22 protein-coding genes are annotated in these 18,923 nt (G+C 61.6%); 13 read left to right on the top strand and 9 right to left on the bottom strand.

What is annotated here, in order from left to right; all coding sequences use genetic code 11:
- Positions 1 to 156: 156 nt before the first annotated feature.
- Positions 157 to 1,119: a hypothetical protein gene (locus SynA1524_RS04320; RefSeq protein WP_186499099.1), complete on the top strand. Its 963-nt coding sequence runs from the start codon at positions 157 to 159 to the stop codon at positions 1,117 to 1,119.
- Here the strand turns inward: SynA1524_RS04320 and stpA are convergent.
- Positions 1,052 to 2,284, bottom strand: coding sequence for a glucosylglycerol 3-phosphatase (stpA, locus tag SynA1524_RS04315; RefSeq protein ID WP_186499098.1), 1,233 nt, complete (start codon positions 2,282 to 2,284; stop codon positions 1,052 to 1,054). The genes SynA1524_RS04320 and stpA overlap by 68 nt on opposite strands.
- A 56-nt stretch (positions 2,285 to 2,340) precedes the next feature.
- Here stpA and SynA1524_RS04310 point away from each other — a divergent pair, with 56 nt between their 5' ends.
- Entirely contained in the window at positions 2,341 to 3,684 is a 1,344-nt protein-coding gene (locus SynA1524_RS04310; RefSeq protein WP_186499498.1) for an aromatic ring-hydroxylating dioxygenase subunit alpha, read from the top strand.
- A gap of 5 nt (positions 3,685 to 3,689) precedes the next feature.
- Here SynA1524_RS04310 and SynA1524_RS04305 read toward each other — a convergent pair whose 3' ends face one another.
- Positions 3,690 to 4,163, bottom strand: a complete 474-nt coding sequence (locus SynA1524_RS04305; protein ID WP_186499097.1) for a hypothetical protein — start codon at positions 4,161 to 4,163, stop codon at positions 3,690 to 3,692.
- Positions 4,164 to 4,199: 36 nt separating this feature from the next.
- Positions 4,200 to 4,784: a glutathione S-transferase family protein gene (locus tag SynA1524_RS04300; protein WP_186499096.1), complete on the bottom strand. Its 585-nt coding sequence runs from the start codon at positions 4,782 to 4,784 to the stop codon at positions 4,200 to 4,202.
- A gap of 56 nt (positions 4,785 to 4,840) precedes the next feature.
- Here SynA1524_RS04300 and SynA1524_RS04295 point away from each other — a divergent pair, with 56 nt between their 5' ends.
- The 7 genes from SynA1524_RS04295 to SynA1524_RS04265 are packed head-to-tail and all read left to right on the top strand — an operon-like array spanning position 4,841 to position 12,094.
- Positions 4,841 to 6,355: a DUF8648 domain-containing protein gene (locus SynA1524_RS04295; RefSeq protein WP_186499095.1), complete on the top strand. Its 1,515-nt coding sequence runs from the start codon at positions 4,841 to 4,843 to the stop codon at positions 6,353 to 6,355.
- A gap of 54 nt (positions 6,356 to 6,409) precedes the next feature.
- Entirely contained in the window at positions 6,410 to 7,552 is a 1,143-nt protein-coding gene (locus tag SynA1524_RS04290) for a phosphotransferase enzyme family protein (RefSeq protein ID WP_286188679.1), read from the top strand.
- A gap of 1 nt (position 7,553) precedes the next feature.
- The gene (locus tag SynA1524_RS04285; RefSeq protein WP_186499094.1) at positions 7,554 to 8,135 is read left to right on the top strand and encodes a DOMON-like domain-containing protein; all 582 of its coding nucleotides are present in this window, start codon (positions 7,554 to 7,556) and stop codon (positions 8,133 to 8,135) included.
- 39 nt (positions 8,136 to 8,174) lie between these two features.
- Positions 8,175 to 9,107: a lytic transglycosylase domain-containing protein gene (locus SynA1524_RS04280; RefSeq protein WP_186499093.1), complete on the top strand. Its 933-nt coding sequence runs from the start codon at positions 8,175 to 8,177 to the stop codon at positions 9,105 to 9,107.
- Positions 9,108 to 9,151: 44 nt separating this feature from the next.
- Positions 9,152 to 9,832 (top strand): hypothetical protein, encoded by a 681-nt coding sequence (locus tag SynA1524_RS04275; protein WP_186499092.1) that lies wholly within the window; start codon positions 9,152 to 9,154, stop codon positions 9,830 to 9,832.
- Between the two features lie 31 nt (positions 9,833 to 9,863).
- A complete protein-coding gene (locus tag SynA1524_RS04270) occupies positions 9,864 to 11,180 on the top strand; it encodes an O-acetylhomoserine aminocarboxypropyltransferase/cysteine synthase family protein (RefSeq protein WP_186499091.1) in 1,317 nt (438 codons plus the stop codon).
- 20 nt (positions 11,181 to 11,200) lie between these two features.
- Complete coding sequence (locus tag SynA1524_RS04265) at positions 11,201 to 12,094, top strand: homoserine O-succinyltransferase (protein ID WP_186499090.1); 894 nt, start codon at positions 11,201 to 11,203, stop codon at positions 12,092 to 12,094.
- Here the strand turns inward: SynA1524_RS04265 and SynA1524_RS04260 are convergent.
- A complete protein-coding gene (locus SynA1524_RS04260) occupies positions 12,070 to 12,375 on the bottom strand; it encodes a DUF723 domain-containing protein (RefSeq protein WP_186499089.1) in 306 nt (101 codons plus the stop codon). The genes SynA1524_RS04265 and SynA1524_RS04260 overlap by 25 nt on opposite strands.
- Positions 12,376 to 12,472: 97 nt before the next feature.
- Between SynA1524_RS04260 and SynA1524_RS04255 the strand changes: the two genes are divergently transcribed.
- Positions 12,473 to 13,075 carry an alpha-ketoglutarate-dependent dioxygenase AlkB family protein gene (locus SynA1524_RS04255; protein WP_186499088.1) on the top strand — a complete coding sequence of 201 codons (603 nt, stop codon included), beginning with the start codon at positions 12,473 to 12,475 and terminating at the stop codon, positions 13,073 to 13,075.
- A 390-nt stretch (positions 13,076 to 13,465) separates the two neighbouring features.
- Here SynA1524_RS04255 and SynA1524_RS04250 read toward each other — a convergent pair whose 3' ends face one another.
- Positions 13,466 to 14,383, bottom strand: coding sequence for an AEC family transporter (locus tag SynA1524_RS04250; protein WP_186499087.1), 918 nt, complete (start codon positions 14,381 to 14,383; stop codon positions 13,466 to 13,468).
- 52 nt (positions 14,384 to 14,435) lie between these two features.
- Here SynA1524_RS04250 and SynA1524_RS04245 point away from each other — a divergent pair, with 52 nt between their 5' ends.
- Together SynA1524_RS04245 and SynA1524_RS04240 are read left to right on the top strand one after the other, a co-directional pair.
- Positions 14,436 to 14,621 carry a hypothetical protein gene (locus tag SynA1524_RS04245; protein ID WP_186499675.1) on the top strand — a complete coding sequence of 62 codons (186 nt, stop codon included), beginning with the start codon at positions 14,436 to 14,438 and terminating at the stop codon, positions 14,619 to 14,621.
- Entirely contained in the window at positions 14,614 to 14,835 is a 222-nt protein-coding gene (locus tag SynA1524_RS04240; protein WP_186499086.1) for a hypothetical protein, read from the top strand. Before SynA1524_RS04245 ends, SynA1524_RS04240 begins: the two co-directional genes overlap by 8 nt.
- 9 nt (positions 14,836 to 14,844) lie before the next feature.
- On the opposite strand, the gene SynA1524_RS04235 is transcribed toward SynA1524_RS04240, so the two are convergent.
- The 4 genes from SynA1524_RS04235 to SynA1524_RS04220 are packed head-to-tail and all read right to left on the bottom strand — an operon-like array spanning position 14,845 to position 18,507.
- The gene (locus SynA1524_RS04235) at positions 14,845 to 15,585 is read right to left on the bottom strand and encodes an amino acid ABC transporter ATP-binding protein (protein ID WP_286188678.1); all 741 of its coding nucleotides are present in this window, start codon (positions 15,583 to 15,585) and stop codon (positions 14,845 to 14,847) included.
- Positions 15,582 to 16,556 carry an amino acid ABC transporter permease gene (locus SynA1524_RS04230; protein WP_186499085.1) on the bottom strand — a complete coding sequence of 325 codons (975 nt, stop codon included), beginning with the start codon at positions 16,554 to 16,556 and terminating at the stop codon, positions 15,582 to 15,584. The genes SynA1524_RS04235 and SynA1524_RS04230 overlap by 4 nt, the downstream gene beginning before the upstream one ends.
- Positions 16,556 to 17,446, bottom strand: a complete 891-nt coding sequence (locus tag SynA1524_RS04225; RefSeq protein ID WP_186499084.1) for an ABC transporter permease subunit — start codon at positions 17,444 to 17,446, stop codon at positions 16,556 to 16,558. Before SynA1524_RS04225 ends, SynA1524_RS04230 begins: the two co-directional genes overlap by 1 nt.
- Positions 17,446 to 18,507 carry an amino acid ABC transporter substrate-binding protein gene (locus SynA1524_RS04220; protein WP_186499083.1) on the bottom strand — a complete coding sequence of 354 codons (1,062 nt, stop codon included), beginning with the start codon at positions 18,505 to 18,507 and terminating at the stop codon, positions 17,446 to 17,448. Before SynA1524_RS04220 ends, SynA1524_RS04225 begins: the two co-directional genes overlap by 1 nt.
- A 111-nt stretch (positions 18,508 to 18,618) precedes the next feature.
- Between SynA1524_RS04220 and SynA1524_RS04215 the strand changes: the two genes are divergently transcribed.
- Complete coding sequence (locus tag SynA1524_RS04215) at positions 18,619 to 18,921, top strand: hypothetical protein (protein ID WP_286188677.1); 303 nt, start codon at positions 18,619 to 18,621, stop codon at positions 18,919 to 18,921.
- Positions 18,922 to 18,923 lie beyond the last annotated feature (2 nt).

The following is an 18,923-nucleotide window of genomic DNA, read 5'->3' as shown; positions in this document are numbered from 1 at the left end:
CAATCACAACAAAAGTCTGATCGATTTCAACGTGAATTGACCGATTGAGACAAACGACGTGCTGATCACAATCAATGTCGCAAGACCTCATTGAAACTGAATGGTTGGCACCAAGACGATGTTGCTCAGGCCCCTCAACCGGTTCACACTGAAGCGATGCAATCCTGTCCTGTGCGTCCCCTGCCGCTGCTGGCCCTCTGCCTGGCCTCAGGCTTGCTCGGCATGGGCATTGCATGGTGGATGCATCCTGAACATCAGGCAAAGCATTCAGCGCTGAAGTCGAACAGCAAGCTGGTTCCTTCCATCGAACCGCCACCACTACCGCCGTCCAGGGATCGCCTGATGCGATTTCTGCCTGATCAGACCCTGGATGTGCTCCGATCCAATGGCACGAGCATCAGCATCGGCTACACCAGCGTTGTTGTGGAGCCCCGCTGGACCACGGTCGAGTTTTTCGGTGGCTGGAACCGGGAATTGGACGCCAATGCCGATGAGCAAGCTCTGCTGTTCACCTCAGGCCCCACCTTTGCCCGGGGAAGCGGCAACGGTGACTTGGCCATGCGCCTCCATGGTGATCTGATGCTGGCCAACGGTCTCTGGCCGTCGGACAATCGTGCCGCTGCAGCCGAACGGGCCTGGGTAGGCATCAGCCGTGCTGGCGAGCTGGAGTACGGCTACGGCTCGCTCACAGCTGAGCTTGCGCAGCGCTTGCGGGTGTTCATCGGCGGCCTGCACGCCTTCACCAACACCACCCAGGAAGCGCCACCGTCCTACGCAGGTGTTTATGGGGAGATGCGACTCGCCGACGTGCGCATCGTCTACGGCATCCGGCCGGATGGACAGCTTGAACTGGTGGAAACCGCCGATGGGGTGCTGTTCAGCGATCTCAAAAACTTCGTCGGCGACAAGGGTTTCCTGGCCTCCTTTCTGCCGGATCATGCCTCCAAGTCGCGTCTGATCGTTCCCGGCAAACGGCCCTGGAGCCATGAGCACGCGGTCTGGGTGAGCGGTGGCAAACCCTCGATCACCCAGATGCCGTTTCTGCTGAAGATCACGCCGTCTCGGGAATGGCATGACCGCAAGCCCGTCGACGCTGCGCCAGGGTCTGAAACCAGCTGATGTAGTCCGCCGGGCCCCCGGGCATCAGCACATCCAACTCCAGCGGATCCTCCGGATCACTGATGCCCAGCAAACGACCATCGGCAAGGCTCGGACGATCCACCTCGCCATGGCTGCTGTCCACCAGGATCACGCGATTGGGTTGATGGCTGCAGGCCCCCAGATCCTTCAGCAGGGTGAGAAAGCCGCGATCGCTTCCGCCACGGAGCCAGCGTTGCCCGTCTGCGGCCTGCGTGGACGTCACCGTGTCGCCCACCCCCACAAGACGCGGCATCCGCTCCATCGGCAACCGTTCCTCGGCCAACTGCAACAGGGCTTGATGGTCTCGAGGAGCTGTGCGCACGTTGAAATCTTCCCCCAGGGGGAAGATCCCATGGCGGCGGGCAATGTGTTGATTGATCAGCACCAGCAGGCCTGCCTCCTTGAGCGACCCCGTCAACATGAACTGGATGTCGGTTGTTCCGACGTCTCCAGCGGCAGCGGGCTTAGCCCGTTCGCGGCCATCGGCATCGCGTCCCAGGTTGGGGGCGACATGCAGAAAGAATGATCCCTCCAGTCCTGCAGCACTGGCCTCCTGCAGCAACTGGTCCATCAGCTCGGCCAGCATCTGCTGAAGACGCCTCTGACGGGACACATCCCCTGGCACCAGAGCGAATACACCGTTGAGGTTGATGGTGGGGGACACCTGGGTATCGAGCACGGCCTGCTGCGCCAGCACCTTCAACTGCTCCGAAGACACCTCCGGCAGTTCCTCCGGCATCCGCTCCAGCAGAAGCTGATCCATCCGCAGGGGCGCCGCGGCCAGAAACGACATTTCCGCATCACTCACCCCTGGGTGACTGAGATGACCGAAACGATCCTGAAGCTGAACGCCACCAGCGGCCAGACCTGGCAAGTATAGACCCGACTGTTCCGGCTTGACCTGATTCCCCAACGCGGCTTCCACCAGCCGGTTCACCCCGCGCCGTCCCTCGTGCTCGCCGTTGGTGAGCACCACAAAGCTCCCCCGCAGGTCCGCCGCGGCATTCACGTAGCCAGGATCCATGCGGCGGGTGAGGGAATCCTTCACCAGCTGCATGCAGACACCGTCGAGGTCCTGGACGATCAACAGGTCATCGACCGGCGTGAGTTCCTCAAGAAGCTGATCCGGTGCAAGGCGCGGCATGACGGACGCGGCGACGAACAAACCTGGCGATCATGACCCCATTGTTCGGCCAGCCGATGCATCCCACCTGGACAGAACAGTGGTGGCCGATCAGCTACCTGCAGGATCTCGATCACCAGCGCCCCAATCGCTTCACGCTGCTGGAGCGCGATCTGGTCATCTGGTGGGACCAGTCAGGTGAATCCTGGCGCGTTTTCCCAGACGTTTGCCCCCATCGGCTCGTCCCCCTGAGTGAGGGGCGCATCAACGACGCAGGCCAGCTCGAATGCCCTTATCACGGCTGGAGTTTCGACGGTGATGGCCAGTGCCGGCAGATCCCCCAGGCCCTGGAGAACACCCAACCGGACAGCCGACGATCCCGTTGCGCCAGCCTGCCGACCGCCAGCGCTCAGGGGCTGCTGTTTGTGTGGATGGGCTCCCCGGACAGCGCAGATTCCCAGCAGCTGCCGCTGGTGCCGGCATTGGAGGAGAACCCCGACAGCTGGACGATTCAGGACACGTTTCGCGACCTGCCCATGGACGCCGTCACCCTCCTGGAGAACGTGCTGGATGTGAGCCACGTGCCGTTCACACACCACAAAACCGTGGGCAAGCGGGAGAACGCAGCCCCGGTGGAAGCCACGATCACTGCAGAAAACGCAAGCGGCTTCAAGGCCTATTGGGAGGAGGGACCACGGCGGGGCAAGCTCGGCGCCCAGTCCACCACTTTCCTGGCACCACAGCTGATGTGGCACGACCTCACCGCCAAGGGTTTCGGTCGCATTCTCACCGTGGTTTATGCGGTGCCGATCCGTCGCGGCGAATGCCGCCTGTTTGCACGCTTCCCGTTCCAGTTCCAGTCAGCCCTGCCGCGGCTACTGATCGGCCTGCGACCACGCTGGCTGCAGCACATCGGCAACCACAAGGTGCTGGAAGACGATCAGGTCTTCCTTCACTGGCAGGAACGCACCCTGGAAGCCGCCGGTGGCAGTGCAGCGGCTGAGCGGGCCTTTTTTCTGCCAACGGCGGCAGACGTCTACGTGGCAGCGTTGCATCGCTGGCTTAACCACAACGGAGGCGAGCCGTTTGCAGGCCAGCCTCTACCGGACCGTCAGCCGACAACGGCGTTGATGGATCGCTACGTCTCCCACACCATCCATTGCCGCAGCTGCTCAACCGCACTGATCTGGATCCGTCGGGCTCAACCGGTCTGCTGGGGTTTGTTGTGGGCTGGAGCCATCCTCATCGGCATCAATGGGGGCTGGGGGCTCATCAGCATCGGTCTGATAGTCAGTGCTGCCGGAGCCCTGGGGTTGAGGCAGACCAAGCGCTGGGAACGTGGCCTGTTCGCCGGTGATGGCCAGGCCCCGCGCAATCAACCGAAGTCATTGAGAAGGATGCCTCTGCCTGACGGTCGGTGAGGTCCTCACTTGAGGGGCCGAATCGCTCGCTTCACTTTGGCGCCCACATTTCCATCCACATGCACCTTGCCATCGATGGTGACCTTGTCCTGAACAGACACCTCGCCCTGAACGGTCACTGGCGTATCGATCGAGGACACCTGAGCTTTTGCCTGCACATCCCCCTTCACGAGCACCGTTCCCTGAAGCGCCTTGACTGTCAGCGGACCTCTGATTGTCAGAGGGTGCTTGTTGGCGACGGACACCGAGTCATTCACCACAACCGGTAGCGGAGTTGAGCTGCTGATGTTCACCGTCGGCGGCAGCACCAGCTTGTCCACCTGCAGACCGCCTTCGATCGCAAGCGGAATCGGTCGGCTCAACAGTCGCACTGCCGTTTGCGCCAGAACGAGAACAGCCCCGCCAAGGATCGGGCTGGACCCCACCAGGGCGATCGGCCAGCGATAAGCGAGCAGCAACTCCTGACGGGACGACGGCATCACAACGGAACCTTTTCCGCATTACACCGCGTTTGCTCAAGCCATGCCCATCACCTTTCGGTAGGCCGGTCGCTGCTGCGTGCTGGTGATCAGGCTTTGAATGGCCGGATAGGGGGAAAGATCCTCCTGGGGGAAGAAGATCGGTAGGTAGGCGAGATACGCCGTGATGGCACAGTCAGCTGCCCCCCACTGATCCCCCACCAGGGGCCGACCAGGCGCGAGCTGGCGGTTCAATTCCTCCATCAACCTCGGGAACTCCCGCTCACGGTTGCTGGGAACAAACAGAGCGATGGCCAGAGTCGCGTTGGCAAACAACAGCCACTGCGCGATCAGCGAGCGTTGCGAGGCTGATGTGATCTCGCCGGCATGGTGCTCCGCCAGATGCAGCAAGATGGCCCCGGACTCAAACAATTTCAGCGGTTGACCGTCCATTCCCTGCTGGGACGTGTCCACCAGAGCCGGCAACTTTCCGAACGGATTGATCGCCAGGTAGTCGGGCTGTCGGTGCTGGTTTCCCCGCAGATCCAGCTCCTTGAGCTCATAGGCAATCCCCTTTTCCTCGAGGTACCAACGCGGCATCGAGGCTCGCGTTTTTGGACCGCCATACAAAGTGAGGCTCATGGCCCAGCAGCTGCTTGGACTCAGTCTCCTCAACAGCGGGTTCATAGGCTGAACCCATGCGCAACTCCTTTTTCGATCACAGCCTGGATGCGGCCTCGATTCGCTTGAGAGTTCGTGAGGTCATGGCCGGCAAGGTGGGCTTCTACAGCGTTGGGCTCTATCCCGCGTCGTTGGCCTACAACTGCGCCATGCAGAACGAGGCCGGGCGGCTGCTGCTGGCCGCGCGTCCGGGACGGGACCTGCTGGGGGCCTTCTCCCCGGAGGTCGTTGACAGCATGGACAGCGACCATGTCGAGCGAGTGCTCGACATGGGCACCCACCGCGTCTCCGGTGAGCGGATCCCCAACACGCTGCAGGACCTGATCATGCGCTGTGAGGTGGTCGTGCTGAGCGCGAACAGCAACCACGTTGAAGAAGATCTGCTGGAGGCCTGTCGCCTTCGGGAGGAACTGGGGCGCGAACAGGTGGTTCTGGCGTGCCTGGCCGGGTCCTTCAACCATGACCCGATCAGCAACACCGCTTACGTGCTCTGCGAGAAGCAGCCGAACCTGGCGTTCTTTTCTGGATTCCACCGCCACGGAGCCCTGCGCAATCCCTTCGACAGCTTCACGGCCAACTTCTGTCACCCCAATGCCCTCATCGCGATGCTGGGGGCTCAGCTGCTGGACCATCTCTCACCCAACATCCAGGTAGCGGCTGGAGTCCACAACGTGGAAGGTCAATACATCAAGGCCGCCAAGAACATGTCATCGGTGTTCGCCGGCTTCGGCTACGCCTATCACCAGGAGAACCCAGGTGTGCTGCCGACACTGCTGACGCTGCTGCTGGATCAATGCCTTGATCAGGCCGCCACCGTGTCGATGGCTCGCTCTGACCGGCAGAAGCTTTATCACCGCCAACCCATCCCTCTCACCGAACTCGGCTACGCGGTGCCACGGATCGAGGCCACGTTGGTGCGGGATGGCGACTTTGAAAAGGTGAGGGATCACACCTTCACCCAGCTCACAGCAATGGTGGCGGATGTAAGAGGCAGCATGATGCAGCCCAGTTCCGGCAAGCCCACCCGCAACTTCCAAGCAGGCCAGGTGATGGCATCCCTGATGCGGCGGGAAGAGCGCTGTCCCCTGTCCATGGAGGAGCTGGAGCAGAGCTGTGCGGACGCCGGTCTGCCCAAAGGCGGACTGGAGGGATTGAAGGCTCTGCGCTACTGGCCTCAGATCGCACGCAAGTACGCCATTCCCCTCCACGACGCCTCGATGGTGAACCTGTTGTACATGGCCCTGTACGGGCGGCCTTCGGTGAAGGAAACGGCCTATCGGGTGATGACTGACAGCCGTGAGCTGTCCAGTTACTGCCAGGAATCAGTGCGTCCGAGTCACAGCCGGCGCTACGCCGATGCCCTGCAGAACCTCGACGTACCCGAGGCTCTGGATCTGGTGGTGAACGCGGTAATTGCCGACAACGCCCGGCGGGCCATGCGAGGCGAGATGAGCCTCGACGACAGCGCGAGCAGTTCAGGGCCCGCCTATCTGCAGTTGATGGAAGCCATCGAGAGCCAACTGGACGGTTAGTCGCCTGGTTTTCTGCACACCGGAGCCTGGCGCCATCGGGGATTAGCGCGACATTTGCAGGCTGAGACCATTGAGATCACCTTGAGCAAGGCCGTTGAAGCCATTGCGGGTCGCTTCCATCCCCGCGAACGGATCACGGCCATTAGCTCCCTTGGCTCCGGCAACGTCAACGACACCTTTCTGGTGACCCACCAGGGCCATCGCCCCAGTAGCCCTGCCGGCTCCTTCGTGCTTCAGAGACTGAACACCCGGGTGTTTGAACGCCCCGAACTGGTGATGCGCAACCTGGTGGCCCTGGGGGACCACGTTCAGCGTCGACTGGCCTCCCCGCCAGAGGAACTCCGCGGCCGCCGCTGGGAAGTGCCCCAGGTGGTGCGCTGCCGCCAAGACGGCCACTGGGTGGAGCAGGACGGAGAGTTCTGGCGCTCGATCACTTACATCAGTGCCGCCACCACCACGGATGTGATTCTCAACCGCGACCATGCCCGTGAAGTGGGCTACGGGCTGGGCATGTTCCACAGCCTGATCAGCGACCTGCCCACGGAAGATCTAGCCGACACACTTGAGAACTTTCACGTCACCCCGGCGTATCTAAAGCGTTACGACAGCGTCAGCAAATCGTGCCCCATGCGGGACGATGCGGTCCATTCCGCATGTGCCTTCATCGAGGCACGACGCCAGGGCATTGACGTTCTGGAAGCCGCCCTGCAGCGCGGTGAACTGAAACAGCGCCCGATCCACGGCGACCCCAAGATCAACAACGTGATGATCGATGACGCCAGCGGCCACGCCGTTGGACTGATCGATCTCGACACCGTGAAGCCTGGATTGGTCCATTACGACATCGGCGATTGCCTGCGCTCCTGCTGCAATAAGGCTGGTGAAGAAACCGACGATCTCAACACGGTGGTCTTCGACCTTGAACTGTGTGAAGCAATCCTCGATGGCTACCTCTCTGTGGCTCGCCAGTTCCTCAGTGACTGGGATCTGCACTACCTTCCGGACTGCATTCGCCTGATCCCCTTGGAACTCGGCCTGCGCTTCCTGACGGATCATCTGGAAGGGGACCTCTACTTCCGCACAGACCATCGCGGCCACAATCTGCAGCGGGCTGGCGTGCAGTTCCGCCTCACCGAATCGGTGGAACAGCAGTTGCCCCAGATCAAGACCATGGTGCGTCGCCTGGCGAGTCGCTGAGATGGCACGCCCCGCCGTGATGCTGCTTCAGGCTTCCCGTCTGGTGCCTTTTGAGCGTTCTGTCCCCCAGGGACTTCAGGTGAGTGGCGAACTGATCTGGAACCGAGACGGTCAGCTGGAGCTCAGCTTCGGAGTGCTGGCTGCCGCGGCCTCCGGCCTCAATGAGCTTGTGGTGCCGAGCGGTCTCATCGATGGTCCTCAGGTGGCTGGGCAGCGCCGAGATGAGCTCTGGACCACCACCTGCTTCGAAGCATTTCTCGCCATTCCGGATCAACCGGGCTACTGGGAGATCAACCTGGCCCCCAACGGGGACTGGGCGCTGTACCGGTTCGAGGGCTACCGCTCGGGTCAGTCTCAACAGCGCCTCAACAGCGCACCCGAGATCACCCTGCGCCGCTGGCACCATCAGCTTCGTCTTGATGCCCGACTGGATCTGTCCAGCTGGTGGCCGGATGAACGCTGCCCGGATCTGGCCCTCACCACCGTGCTGGATCGAGGGGCCAACGGCATCAGTCACTGGGCCCTGCGCCACGGCGACAGCCGGGCAGACTTCCACGACCGCAGCACCTTTCTGCAGGCCTGAACAGAACCGGTAGCTTCGGCCAAGAGGCACAGCTCCGCCATGGGACGTCGTTCCGTCCTGATCACCGCTGCACTGGTCGCTGTGGCATCGCCCATCACCCTCCCCCTGGTCCATCAGGGCAGCGGCACAAGCGACAACCGATCGGGGCTGTCCGCCGTTGCGGCCGTTCAACGGCGCTATCCAAGCGTTCCCGCCGAGCCCAAGGCAGCCGCCGAACTCCTGGCATCAGTGGAAGCAGCTTTGAGGGACCCTTCCACGGCCAAGGCTGATCTGCCGGATCTGGGGCATCAGCAACAGGTGATCTACCGGGTGCTCTCCAAGGACGCCGTTCGCTCGGCGGCGGTGGTGGCCGCACTGCCATTGCGATGGCGGAGCGTGGCCGAACGGCACCTGGCGGCACGCCGGGAATTCCTGCGCATGAGCCGCGGTCGGGGCCCCTCCACCCTGCCGGCCTGGCGCATCATTCCACCGGAGCCTGCCGAGCAGCTGATCAGCTATTACAGGAAAGCCGAGGCCGCAACCGGCATCGAATGGGAAGTGCTGGCGGCGGTGAACCTGGTGGAAACCGGCATGGGGCGCATCGATGGAGTGTCCGTCGCCAATGCCCAGGGCCCGATGCAGTTCCTGCCCACCACCTGGACGGAGCCCGGCATCGGCGCCGGCGACATCCGTAATCCCCACGACGCCATTCAGGCTGCCGCGCGTTATCTGGTTCGCCGAGGAGGTCTTAAAGACATCCGACGTGGTCTCTGGGGGTACAACAACAGTGATTACTACGGACGCGCCGTTCTTCTGTATGCCTCGCTGATGGAGGACGACCCCCGTGCCTACACCGGTCTGTATCACTGGGAAATTCATTTCAATGCCGATGCGGGCGACCTCTGGTTGCCCGTCGGCTACGACCAGCCACGCCCGATCGCGGTGAAGGACTACCTGCGCAGGCACCCTGAAAGTCGCCCACCGGCATCCTGAAGCCTGCCCACTACGCTGCAGGAATCCGTCAAACGAAGCAGGGCGTGGCGCAGGAACTCTCCCACCGCGGTGATGAGCTGAAAGGTCTTGGTTGGAACGGGCCAGATGTGGCCCGGTATGTCGAACTCTGGGAGTACCGCCAGCGCTGGGGGGCGATGAACCTTGAGCGGGAGGATCGGCTGTTTCTGCGCAAGGCGGAAAACGCCTTACCGGCGATCCTGTCTGGACGGGCAGCAGCCAAGAAACCGATCAAGGACAAGACCTATTACCGCTGGCTGCGCTTCCACTTGGATGCCATGCAGCAGGCGGAAGCCGAGATGGGGCTGGCCGAAGGAGAAACCGGTGCCTGGCCGGTGATGCTGGAGGCTGAACTCAGGATCCTGGATCACTACCAACCGGTCCTGGGGTTACCCGACACGCTGAAAGCCAAAGCTCTGGCTCCGATTCGCGAAACCCTGGCCAGCCAGGTGGCGGCATTGGGCAACGTTCAAGCCTTTCATTTCGAGGCACCTCTGAATGCCCTTAAGGAGAAGGAGAACAACCGCTGGAAACACCTGCGCGATGGGGATGGCAGCGACCGCACCTATCCCATCCTCAGCGCCGAGGCCCGAGAAGGATTCCGGGGCGAAGCCCACAACGCGATTCACACCCTGATCCGCAGCACCTTCCCCTCACTGGCGGAAACCGACAAGCCTGAGCTGTCCCACGACGAACAGCACGACTAGAACAGAAGTTCAGCCGCTCACTTCCGGCCCGATGTCTCAGCGTTTCGAAACCCTCCAGCTGCATGCCGGCCAGTCTCCGGACTCGGCCACCAATGCCAGAGCGGTGCCGATCTATCAGACCAGCTCCTACGTCTTCAACGATGCCGAGCACGGCGCCAATCTGTTTGGGCTGAAGGAATTCGGCAACATCTACACCCGTCTGATGAACCCGACGACGGATGTGTTCGAGAAGCGGGTGGCGGCCCTGGAAGGGGGTATGGCGGCGCTGGCCACAGCCTCCGGTCAGTCGGCTCAGTTCCTGGCGATCACGAACTGCATGCAGGCGGGGGATAACTTTGTGTCCACGTCGTTCCTATACGGCGGCACCTACAACCAGTTCAAGGTGCAGTTTCCCCGGCTGGGCATCGACGTGCGCTTCGCCGATGGCGACGACGTGGATAGCTTTGCTGCGCAGATCGACGACAAAACCAAAGGCCTCTACGTCGAAGCGATGGGCAATCCCCGCTTCAACATCCCCGATTTCGAGGGCCTCTCAGCCCTGGCCAAAGAGCGCGGCATTCCATTGATCGTGGACAACACCCTGGGCGCTTGCGGTGCCCTGATGCGTCCGATCGATCACGGCGCGGATGTGGTGGTGGAAAGCGCCACCAAGTGGATCGGTGGCCACGGCACCAGCCTCGGAGGCGTAATTGTTGATGCCGGCACCTTCGACTGGGGCAATGGCAAATTCCCGCTGATGAGCCAACCCAGTGCGGCCTATCACGGCCTCGTGCACTGGGATGCCTTCGGCTTCGGCAGCGACATCTGCAAGATGCTCGGCGTGCCGGACAACCGCAACGTCGCCTTTGCCCTGCGAGCCCGGGTCGAGGGTCTGCGGGACTGGGGGCCAGCGGTCAGCCCCTTCAACAGCTTCCTGCTGCTGCAAGGTCTGGAAACCCTCAGCCTGCGGGTGGAGCGCCACACGGAGAACGCCATGGCGCTGGCCACGTGGCTGGCAGCACACCCCAAGGTGCAGCATGTGAGCTACCCAGGCCTGAGCAGCGATCCTTATCACGCTGCTGCCAAGAAATACCTGACGGGCCGGGGCATGGGATGCATGCTGATGTTCTCGCTCAAGGGTGGTTACGACGATGCAGTCCGTTTCATCAACAGCCTTCAACTGGCCAGTCACCTCGCCAATGTGGGGGACGCCAAGACCCTGGTGATCCATCCGGCATCAACAACCCACCAGCAGCTCAGTGACGAGGAACAGGCATCGGCAGGCGTGACCCCCACAATGGTCCGCGTCTCCGTGGGACTGGAGCACATCGACGACATCAAAGCCGACTTTGAACAGGCCCTCGCCTGAATGACGACGCCGACCAGCCCATGGCACTGATCCTCCCCCGTAACTACCACAAGATCGGTGCCGTTGAGCGCAACCGGATCTCCTGGATCGAACCCGCTCAGGCGGAACTCCAGGACATCCGGCCCCTGCGGATCGGCATTCTCAACATCATGCCCCTGGGCAAGCAGTACGAATTCAACCTGCTGCACCCCCTGGGTCTGTCCGTCCTCCAGATCGAACCGGTGTGGATCCGGCTCGCCTCCCATGCCTACAAAAGCTGGGACCAGGAGCACCTAAAGGATCTGTATGTCAGTTGGGATGAAGCCCTTGACCAGGGACCACTGGACGGATTGATCATCACTGGCGCACCGGTGGAACACCTGCCCTTCGAGCAGGTCAACTACTGGAAGGAACTGGTTGACCTCATAGAGGAGGCCCGCCACAACTGCGCCAGCACCCTGGGGCTGTGCTGGGCTGGCTTTGCACTCGCTTATCTCGCTGGTGTGGACAAGATTCCGTTCGAACGGAAGTTGTTCGGCATCTACCCGTTGCGCAGCCTGATTCCAGGACATCCCCTGATGGGAACCCAGGACGACCGATTTCTCTGTCCGCAGAGCCGCCATGCCGGGTTGCCCGACAGCGCCATGGAGTCAGCCCAGCGCCAGGGCCGACTGAGGCTGCTGGCTTATGGAGAAGACGTCGGCTACACGATCTTCGAAACACCGGATCAGCGGCAGCTAATGCACCTCGGCCATCCGGAATACAACGTGGGACGGATCCTCGGTGAAATGGAACGGGACCGGGCCCGCGGCGATGTGCCGCCGCCGGAGAACTTCGATGCTGACCAACCCCAGACCTCCTGGCGGTCCCATCGCAACCTGCTGTTCCAGCAGTGGCTGTGGTTCTGCTATCAGCGGGTGAGCTTGACCGCTTGAGCTTCAGATTCCAGCGCAAGGGTCCGCTCGGGTGCTGACCGGCGATTGAGCTCTCGTTCCAAGGCGGCAATACGCCGCTCCCGCAAACAGTGCCTGCAGCCTCCCAGGGTCTGCAGATGTTTTTCAGGGGTGATCGTGATCTCCTGAACCGGATGGTGAGTACAGCGGATCTTCACTGGGCTCTTGAAGCTTCTCCAGCGGATCTGGCTGTAATCGAACTGATCCCCGAAGCGCTGCCGAGCACGCTTGAGAAATTCGTCCTGAGTAATGCGGGCTCCCATAACGAGGAATGTATGGGAAGGATCCCGATCATCTGCGGTCCCTTCATGGGACGTCACCATCCATCAAGCTTGCGCCAAGGATCAACACGTTGATGTCATGGGAGCCGACGTCATTCAGATCCAGTCTGAATCGACAACATTGCCTTGGACCCTCCATCGCGGCTGGCTGCCACCGCTTATCGCCAGCGATTGGTCCTCCACTTTGATGGGGAGGGTTGAGTGGCAGCAACCGATCGTTCAGGTCTATGGCCGCCACCATCCGGTGCCGCGGCTGACGATGTTTCTGGCAGAACAGGACGTGTCCTATCGGTACAGCGGGACCCGACACTGCGGAGAAGGCTGGCCCACCTGGTTCATGCCGCTGCTGGAACAGGTCAACACAGCCTGCGGTTGTCGATTCAATGGCTGTCTGCTCAATCTCTACCGCCATGGGGAAGACCGGATGGGGTGGCATGCCGATGACGAAGCGGAGATCGACCAGAGACAACCAATCGCCTCTTTGTCTCTGGGATCGAGCCGGGATTTCCAGTTGCGCCATCGCCATCAACGGCAGCACCGTCACACCCTTGAGCTGACAAACGGTGATCTGCTGATGATGCATCCCGGATGTCAAAGGGATTGGCTGCATGCTGTGCCCCAGCGCAAGCGCATCAAGACACCGAGAATCAACCTCACCTTTCGCTGTTTTCAACCACGCTGAACATCAGCCAAATCCAAGAACGATCCACCAACAAGGATCAGTCAGGCCGCTTCAACCTCAAGAATTTCTCACCAATGAATCAATAAGAATTCCATATTATTTCACCAATTCCAGTCGACCTGACACTTGGCGCAAACTCACAATCAAACAACGTGGTTGATGCGATATCCCAGAACTCTCAAGGCTGTAATCAACAACACAAGTCCCAATGAACCGACAAGATCCACCTGCTGCATCTCAATCCCCCGATCGCTACCTCGTCAATGTAACGACGGTTGCCAGACCGTCACAAGGCCCAAACACGGACGGTTCACTGCAACTTTATAAAACGTATTACCACCAGGACGCGTGTTTCTGAGGAACCCTCTGAATGAACATGAAGCTGTCCATTCAGCCGCCACTTGGCATCAGCAACGACAGTGCCGTCCCCCAAAGCGAAGCCGTGATCAACGACAGAACAGTGCTCCAGAACACAAGTCCAGCTGCGCGCTCCTGATCAACACCAACAGACTCAGCAATTAATAACAGTGAGATTGCCGTTGGGGCAGCACCCTGCAGGGTGATGGCTTGAATCATCAAAGGATTAAGTCGCAACACAAATCCCAACAGGAGCAGCAGTCCTGGATACAAGCAAAGCTTGACCACCATCGCCGGCACCAATCCCAGGCGCATCGGCGACAACGACACGGCATCGCGGGAAAGGCTCCCCAGCCGCATGCCCACCACTACCAGGGCGAGAACGATCACCGTCCGTGAGGGCCACCACAGCGCCTCGGCGACGACGGAGCGCCAAGGGGTCCATTGCACCAGTAACGCTCCCAACAAGCCACGGGTTGCGGGACTGCTGCTGAGATTGAGCAACCAATGACTCCAAAGGGGCGACCGGCCCATGGGCGCCGCACCAAGGAACATCGGACCAAGGCTCCAGGTGAGCAACGTTGCGCCGAGGTCGTAGCCGATGCTGATCGGCAGAGCCTCACTTGGCAAAAACGCCAAGGCCAGTGGAATCCCCACATAGGCGGTGTTGCCGATGCAACTGCCCAGCCGCAATGAGGGTCGACCCAATCCGGTGGAGGCCGCCAGTCGTTGGGTGAGCAGCAGCATAACCGTGATGGCGAGCACGGCCAGGAGGGCGGCCACGACCATCTCGCCGCCCAGCCCACCTCTCAACAGCAGACCCATCACGCTGATGGGTACGCCGAACCGCACCAGCGGCATCGCGAGACGCCCGGACAGGGTTGGATAACGACGTCCGCCCCAGAAACCGAGCAGGAGTGCGGGGAGCAACTCCAGCAGAAAACGCAGCACGGGCTTCAATGGCCAGTCCCGAAGCTAGACAGCGACCACCCATGTGCCAGGCTTGCATCTGTCTACCGGTTGTGCCGTGCTGCGTCAGGAGCTTCGCGAACGCTGTGAGCAGCTGATGCTGCTGCTTGCCGACCAGGTCCAGAACCTCCCCCTCGGCAATGAGAGTTGGATGAAAACCGAACGGGAACTGGTGGCAGCCGAGCGTGCCCTGGCGCGACTTCCCCTTGTGGATGGTTGAGGCTTACCAGAAACGCGAGCGCCCCCCAGTCCATCGCATCATTCGCAGCGACGGGCAACAGGACGGCCTGACCCGGCAGTCCTTCAGCAGTTACGACATGGCCTACGAGCAGTTGGAGCGCTACTACGGCGACCTCTGCTGCTCCGATGACGATCGAATCGAGTACGTCATCGTTGAACCGGATTCAGTTCCTGGCCCTGGACAGGGAGCCTGAAGCAGTACGTCACACCATCTGACTGAGAAAGCGGCGGCTGCGTTCCTCCCGAGCCCCCGAGAAAAACGTCACTGGATCGGACGTCTCCACCACTTGGCCCTGATCCATGAACATCACACGATCGGCCACATCGCGCGCGAAGCCGATCTCATGGGTCACCACCACCATGGTCATCCCACCGCTGGCCAGCTGACGCATGGCATCCAGCACCTCCTTGACCCGTTCCGGATCCAGTGCACTGGTGGGTTCATCAAAGAGCATCACCTCTGGGTCCAGGGCGAGGGCCCGGGCGATCGCCACCCGTTGCTGCTGGCCGCCACTGAGCTGTGCCGGGTACTTCTCTGCCTGCTCCTGAATCCCCATTTGCTCCAGCAACTCCAGCGCCCGCTGCTCCACCTCCGCCTTCGGACGCTTCTGCACCTTGACCGGCGCGAGGGAGATGTTCTCGAGGATCGAGAGATGAGGGAACAGGTTGAACTGCTGAAACACCATTCCCACCCGACGGCGGATCGCCCGCACCTGAGGCTCAGCATTGGTGGAATCCAGACGCACCCCCAGCACATCCAGGGCTCCACCGTCCAGCGTCTCGAGTCCATTGAAGGTGCGGATCAGGGTGCTCTTGCCCGATCCGGAGGGGCCCATCACCACGAGCACCTCACCGCTGCTCACCTCCAGGCTCACCCCATCCAGAGCCCTCACCCCAGGGGTGTAGCTCTTCACCAGGTCGGTGGCGCGGATGGCAACAGTCATCGGTGGGAGCGAACGGGGTCGAGCTGGACTTCCAGGTGGCGGGCCAGCAGAGCCATCGCCGTACACGCAAGCCAGTAAACAGCAGCCAACCAGAGATACACCTCCAGATAGCGGCCGATGAAGGCCGGGTTGGCCAGCAGACTGCGGCTGATTCCCAGCAACTCCACCAGCCCGAGGATCGCCATCAAGCTGGTGTTCTGCAGCAGCCCCACCGCCTGATTGGTGAGCGATGGCAGGGCAACGCGCAGTGCCTGGGGCAGCACCACCAACTGCAGCGTCTGCAACGGAGACAGACCGAGCACCGAAGCAGCCTCCCGCTGGGTGGGAGGAATCGCCTGCAACCCGCCCCTCACGTCCTCGGCGATGTAAGCCGCTGCGAACAGGGCAAAGGCCAGCAAGGCCCTGAGGACACGGTTGATCTCCAACCCTGGCGGCAGAAACAACGGAATCAGCAGTTGCCCGAAAAACAGCACCGCGATCAGCGGAACAGCCCGCATCAGCTCGATGTAGGCCGTGCTGCTCCAGCGCAACACCGGCAGATCACTGCGGCGGCCGAGGGCCAGCAACACCCCCAATGGCAGCGCCAGCAAGCCGCTCCCCGCTGTCAGCAACAGGGTGAGGGTCAGTCCACCCCAGTGGCGTGTTCCAACGGGCAGAAGACCCAGCCCCCCCGCCAGTATCCACAATCCCAGCGGCGCCATGGCAATCCAGAGCGGGGGCAACGCACGGCGCCAGCCCGCCCCCCTTGGGACCGTCAGCGTCAACACCACCAGCACCACGCAGGTCGAGATCCAGAGCAGGGGCCGCCAACGCTGATCCGAGGGGTAACTGCCGACGGCAAAGAGCGGCAGGTTGGCGCTCACCACGGACCAGTCGGCCCCATACAGGAGCCAATGCACCACAACCCATCCGCCCCAGCTGAGCAGCGCCAACAGCAGCAACGTGATCAGACGATCCGGCCAGCGCGTCATCAGCGACTCCTCCGAACACGACTCAGCACCGCACCGTTGAGGGCCGCCATACCGCTGCTGATCAGCAGATTCAGCAGCAGGAAGCTGAACAACAGCAACAGGAATCCTTCGATGGCTCGTCCCGTCTGGGTGATCGTGGTGTCGCTGACGGCGTAAAGATCCGCGTAGCCAACGGCGATGGCAAGGGTGCTGTTCTTGGCCAGGTTGAGGTACTGACTGGTAAGTGCCGGCAGGATGGCTGGCAAGGCCTGGGGCAGCACGATCCGCCGCAGACCAAGGCCCTCATTCAGCCCGAGGCTGCGGAAAGCCTCCCATTGCCCCCGGGGCACGGCGTTGATGCCGCCGCGGACGATTTCAGCAATGGACGCCCCGGTGAACACCGTCAGTCCAGTAAGAACAGCGCAGAACTCCACACTCAGATTCAGCCCCAACAGTTGGATGCCCTGATTGGACAGCTGGATCAAGCCGCCCACAGGCATCGACGGCAGGCCGAGGAAGGCTACGAAATACCAGAACAATAGCTGCAGCAGAAGCGGGACCTGGCGGATCAGAGCGACATAGGTGCCCGCAAGACTGCGCAGCAGGCGGTTTCCGCTGTTGCGGGCCGCACCGGCCGCGACACCGAGCAGCGTGGCCAGCACCAGACCCGCGAGGATCACCTTGAGGCTGTTGAGCCAACCGATGGTTAACGCCCAGAGATACGAGTCGGAGGGTGCGTAGCGGAGCGATGTTTCCGCCAGGGCGAACCCTGCCGGACGACCGAGCCAACCGAAACCAAGGCCCAGTCCCGTGCGGATCAGGTTGACGGTGAGGTTGTTGATCAGCAGAGCGATCAGGGCCAGCAACAGCAGGGCTAGGCCCAGCTGCAGCAGCAGACGATGTCGGCGCATCAGGTGAATGGGGGCGCGATCATCAAACCGCCATCCTCGGCAAGGCGGTTGGCGCCACGGGGTATCGCGACAGGGCTCTGCGGCCCGAGGTGGCGGTCGTAGATCTCGCCGTAGTTGCCGGTGGCCCGAATGGCCTGGACGACGAAATCATCAGGCAGTCCGAGCTTGCGGCCCAGACCGGCATCAACCCCCAGGAATCGCCGCAGGGGCGCCTGGGATGGATCCGCCTCAGCGGCACGCAGCTGACGATCGAGATTGGCTTGGGTGATACCACGCTCCTCCGCCTCGATCAAGGCATACACAACCCAGGTCATGGCATCAACCATGCGCTGATCACCGCCGACCACCGCCGGAGCCAGAGGCTCTTTGCTGAGACGATCTTCAAGGATCACGTGGCCTTCCGGATCATTGAACCCGGAGCGGGCTGCGGCCAATTGCGATCGGTCTGATGTCATGGCCTGACAGCGTCCCTGCAGGTAGCCGCCCACCACCTGATTGAGATCCTGGTACTTGATCGGGGTGTACGGGATCCCCTTGGAGGCAAAGGCGTCGTTGAGGTTCTGCTCGGTTGTGGTGCCCGACCCCACGCAAATGGCTTGACCGCTCAGATCAGCAAGGCTCGTCACACCACTATTGGCGGGCACGATCAAGCCCTGGCCGTCATGGAACACCACAGGAGCGAAACCAAGGCCATTGCCACCCTCCGCATCACGGCTGAGGGTGTGGGTGGTGTTGCGTGAGAGCAAGTCAATCTCGCCAGAGCGCAGCGCAGTGAATCGCTCCGGGGCCGTCAGCGGTCGGTATTGAACCTTGTCGGCATCGCCGAGGAAGGCGGCGGCCATGGCTCGACAGATGTCGACATCAAGCCCGGTGTAGGTGCCCTCCTGTGTAAGGAAACTGAAGCCGGGAATCTTCCCGCTCACACCACAGAGAAGCTCGTTCCTCTGTTTCACCAGATCCAACCGGGAACGACCGGCCTCATCCAGGGAGGCACACCCGCCCAGCAGCCCAGCCACAACAGTGATGGCTCCGATCAGAAGACGACGACTGGATCGGATCATCAGCATTGGTACGGATCGGGTGGGATTGTCCCAGATTCATGGCCCCAGCACGGCAACGCATCTAGCGTCCTGGGACGCTTAGGCCAGGTGATGCGAGCGTTGCCTGGCCTGATGCTGATGCTCTTGGGTTTCGTGCTGAATACCCCAGTGCTGGCCTGGGATGAAAGTAATCGAGCCGCTTACAACAACAAAATGGCGCTGCTGAGGGTCCTGCTGGATGGAGCCCAGCATCGCGCAAGCGAATCAGGTGATGTGCAGACGCTCTGCATGTTGATGAGCATCGGCAATGACGTCACCCTGCGTTATGCCCAGCTGAATCCTCAAGACGTTGAGATCGAAGATCGTTTGGGTGCCATGCAGGACGACCTGTCGATGTGCCTGACCGTTATGCACGACGCTCAGGCGCGGAACTGAGC

This window comes from Synechococcus sp. A15-24, assembly GCF_014280195.1.
Taxonomy (GTDB): Bacteria; Cyanobacteriota; Cyanobacteriia; order PCC-6307; family Cyanobiaceae; genus Parasynechococcus.
Note: the sequence above shows the minus strand (reverse complement) of the source record. Positions and strands in the feature narration are given on the sequence as shown.

Bases quoted from the DNA above. Each gene is read 5' to 3' on its own strand.
- SynA1524_RS04320 (WP_186499099.1), top strand. From the start codon at position 157: ATGCAATCCTGTCCTGTGCGTCCCCTGCCGCTGCTGGCCCTCTGCCTG.
- stpA (WP_186499098.1), bottom strand. From the start codon at position 2,284: ATGCCGCGCCTTGCACCGGATCAGCTTCTTGAGGAACTCACGCCGGTC.
- SynA1524_RS04310 (WP_186499498.1), top strand. From the start codon at position 2,341: ATGCATCCCACCTGGACAGAACAGTGGTGGCCGATCAGCTACCTGCAG.
- SynA1524_RS04305 (WP_186499097.1), bottom strand. From the start codon at position 4,163: ATGCCGTCGTCCCGTCAGGAGTTGCTGCTCGCTTATCGCTGGCCGATC.
- SynA1524_RS04300 (WP_186499096.1), bottom strand. From the start codon at position 4,784: ATGAGCCTCACTTTGTATGGCGGTCCAAAAACGCGAGCCTCGATGCCG.
- SynA1524_RS04295 (WP_186499095.1), top strand. From the start codon at position 4,841: ATGCGCAACTCCTTTTTCGATCACAGCCTGGATGCGGCCTCGATTCGC.
- SynA1524_RS04285 (WP_186499094.1), top strand. From the start codon at position 7,554: ATGGCACGCCCCGCCGTGATGCTGCTTCAGGCTTCCCGTCTGGTGCCT.
- SynA1524_RS04280 (WP_186499093.1), top strand. From the start codon at position 8,175: ATGGGACGTCGTTCCGTCCTGATCACCGCTGCACTGGTCGCTGTGGCA.
- SynA1524_RS04270 (WP_186499091.1), top strand. From the start codon at position 9,864: ATGTCTCAGCGTTTCGAAACCCTCCAGCTGCATGCCGGCCAGTCTCCG.
- SynA1524_RS04265 (WP_186499090.1), top strand. From the start codon at position 11,201: ATGGCACTGATCCTCCCCCGTAACTACCACAAGATCGGTGCCGTTGAG.
- SynA1524_RS04260 (WP_186499089.1), bottom strand. From the start codon at position 12,375: ATGGGAGCCCGCATTACTCAGGACGAATTTCTCAAGCGTGCTCGGCAG.
- SynA1524_RS04255 (WP_186499088.1), top strand. From the start codon at position 12,473: ATGGGAGCCGACGTCATTCAGATCCAGTCTGAATCGACAACATTGCCT.
- SynA1524_RS04240 (WP_186499086.1), top strand. From the start codon at position 14,614: ATGGTTGAGGCTTACCAGAAACGCGAGCGCCCCCCAGTCCATCGCATC.
- SynA1524_RS04235 (WP_286188678.1), bottom strand. From the start codon at position 15,585: ATGACTGTTGCCATCCGCGCCACCGACCTGGTGAAGAGCTACACCCCT.
- SynA1524_RS04230 (WP_186499085.1), bottom strand. From the start codon at position 16,556: ATGACGCGCTGGCCGGATCGTCTGATCACGTTGCTGCTGTTGGCGCTG.
- SynA1524_RS04225 (WP_186499084.1), bottom strand. From the start codon at position 17,446: ATGCGCCGACATCGTCTGCTGCTGCAGCTGGGCCTAGCCCTGCTGTTG.
- SynA1524_RS04220 (WP_186499083.1), bottom strand. From the start codon at position 18,507: ATGATCCGATCCAGTCGTCGTCTTCTGATCGGAGCCATCACTGTTGTG.
- SynA1524_RS04215 (WP_286188677.1), top strand. From the start codon at position 18,619: ATGCTGATGCTCTTGGGTTTCGTGCTGAATACCCCAGTGCTGGCCTGG.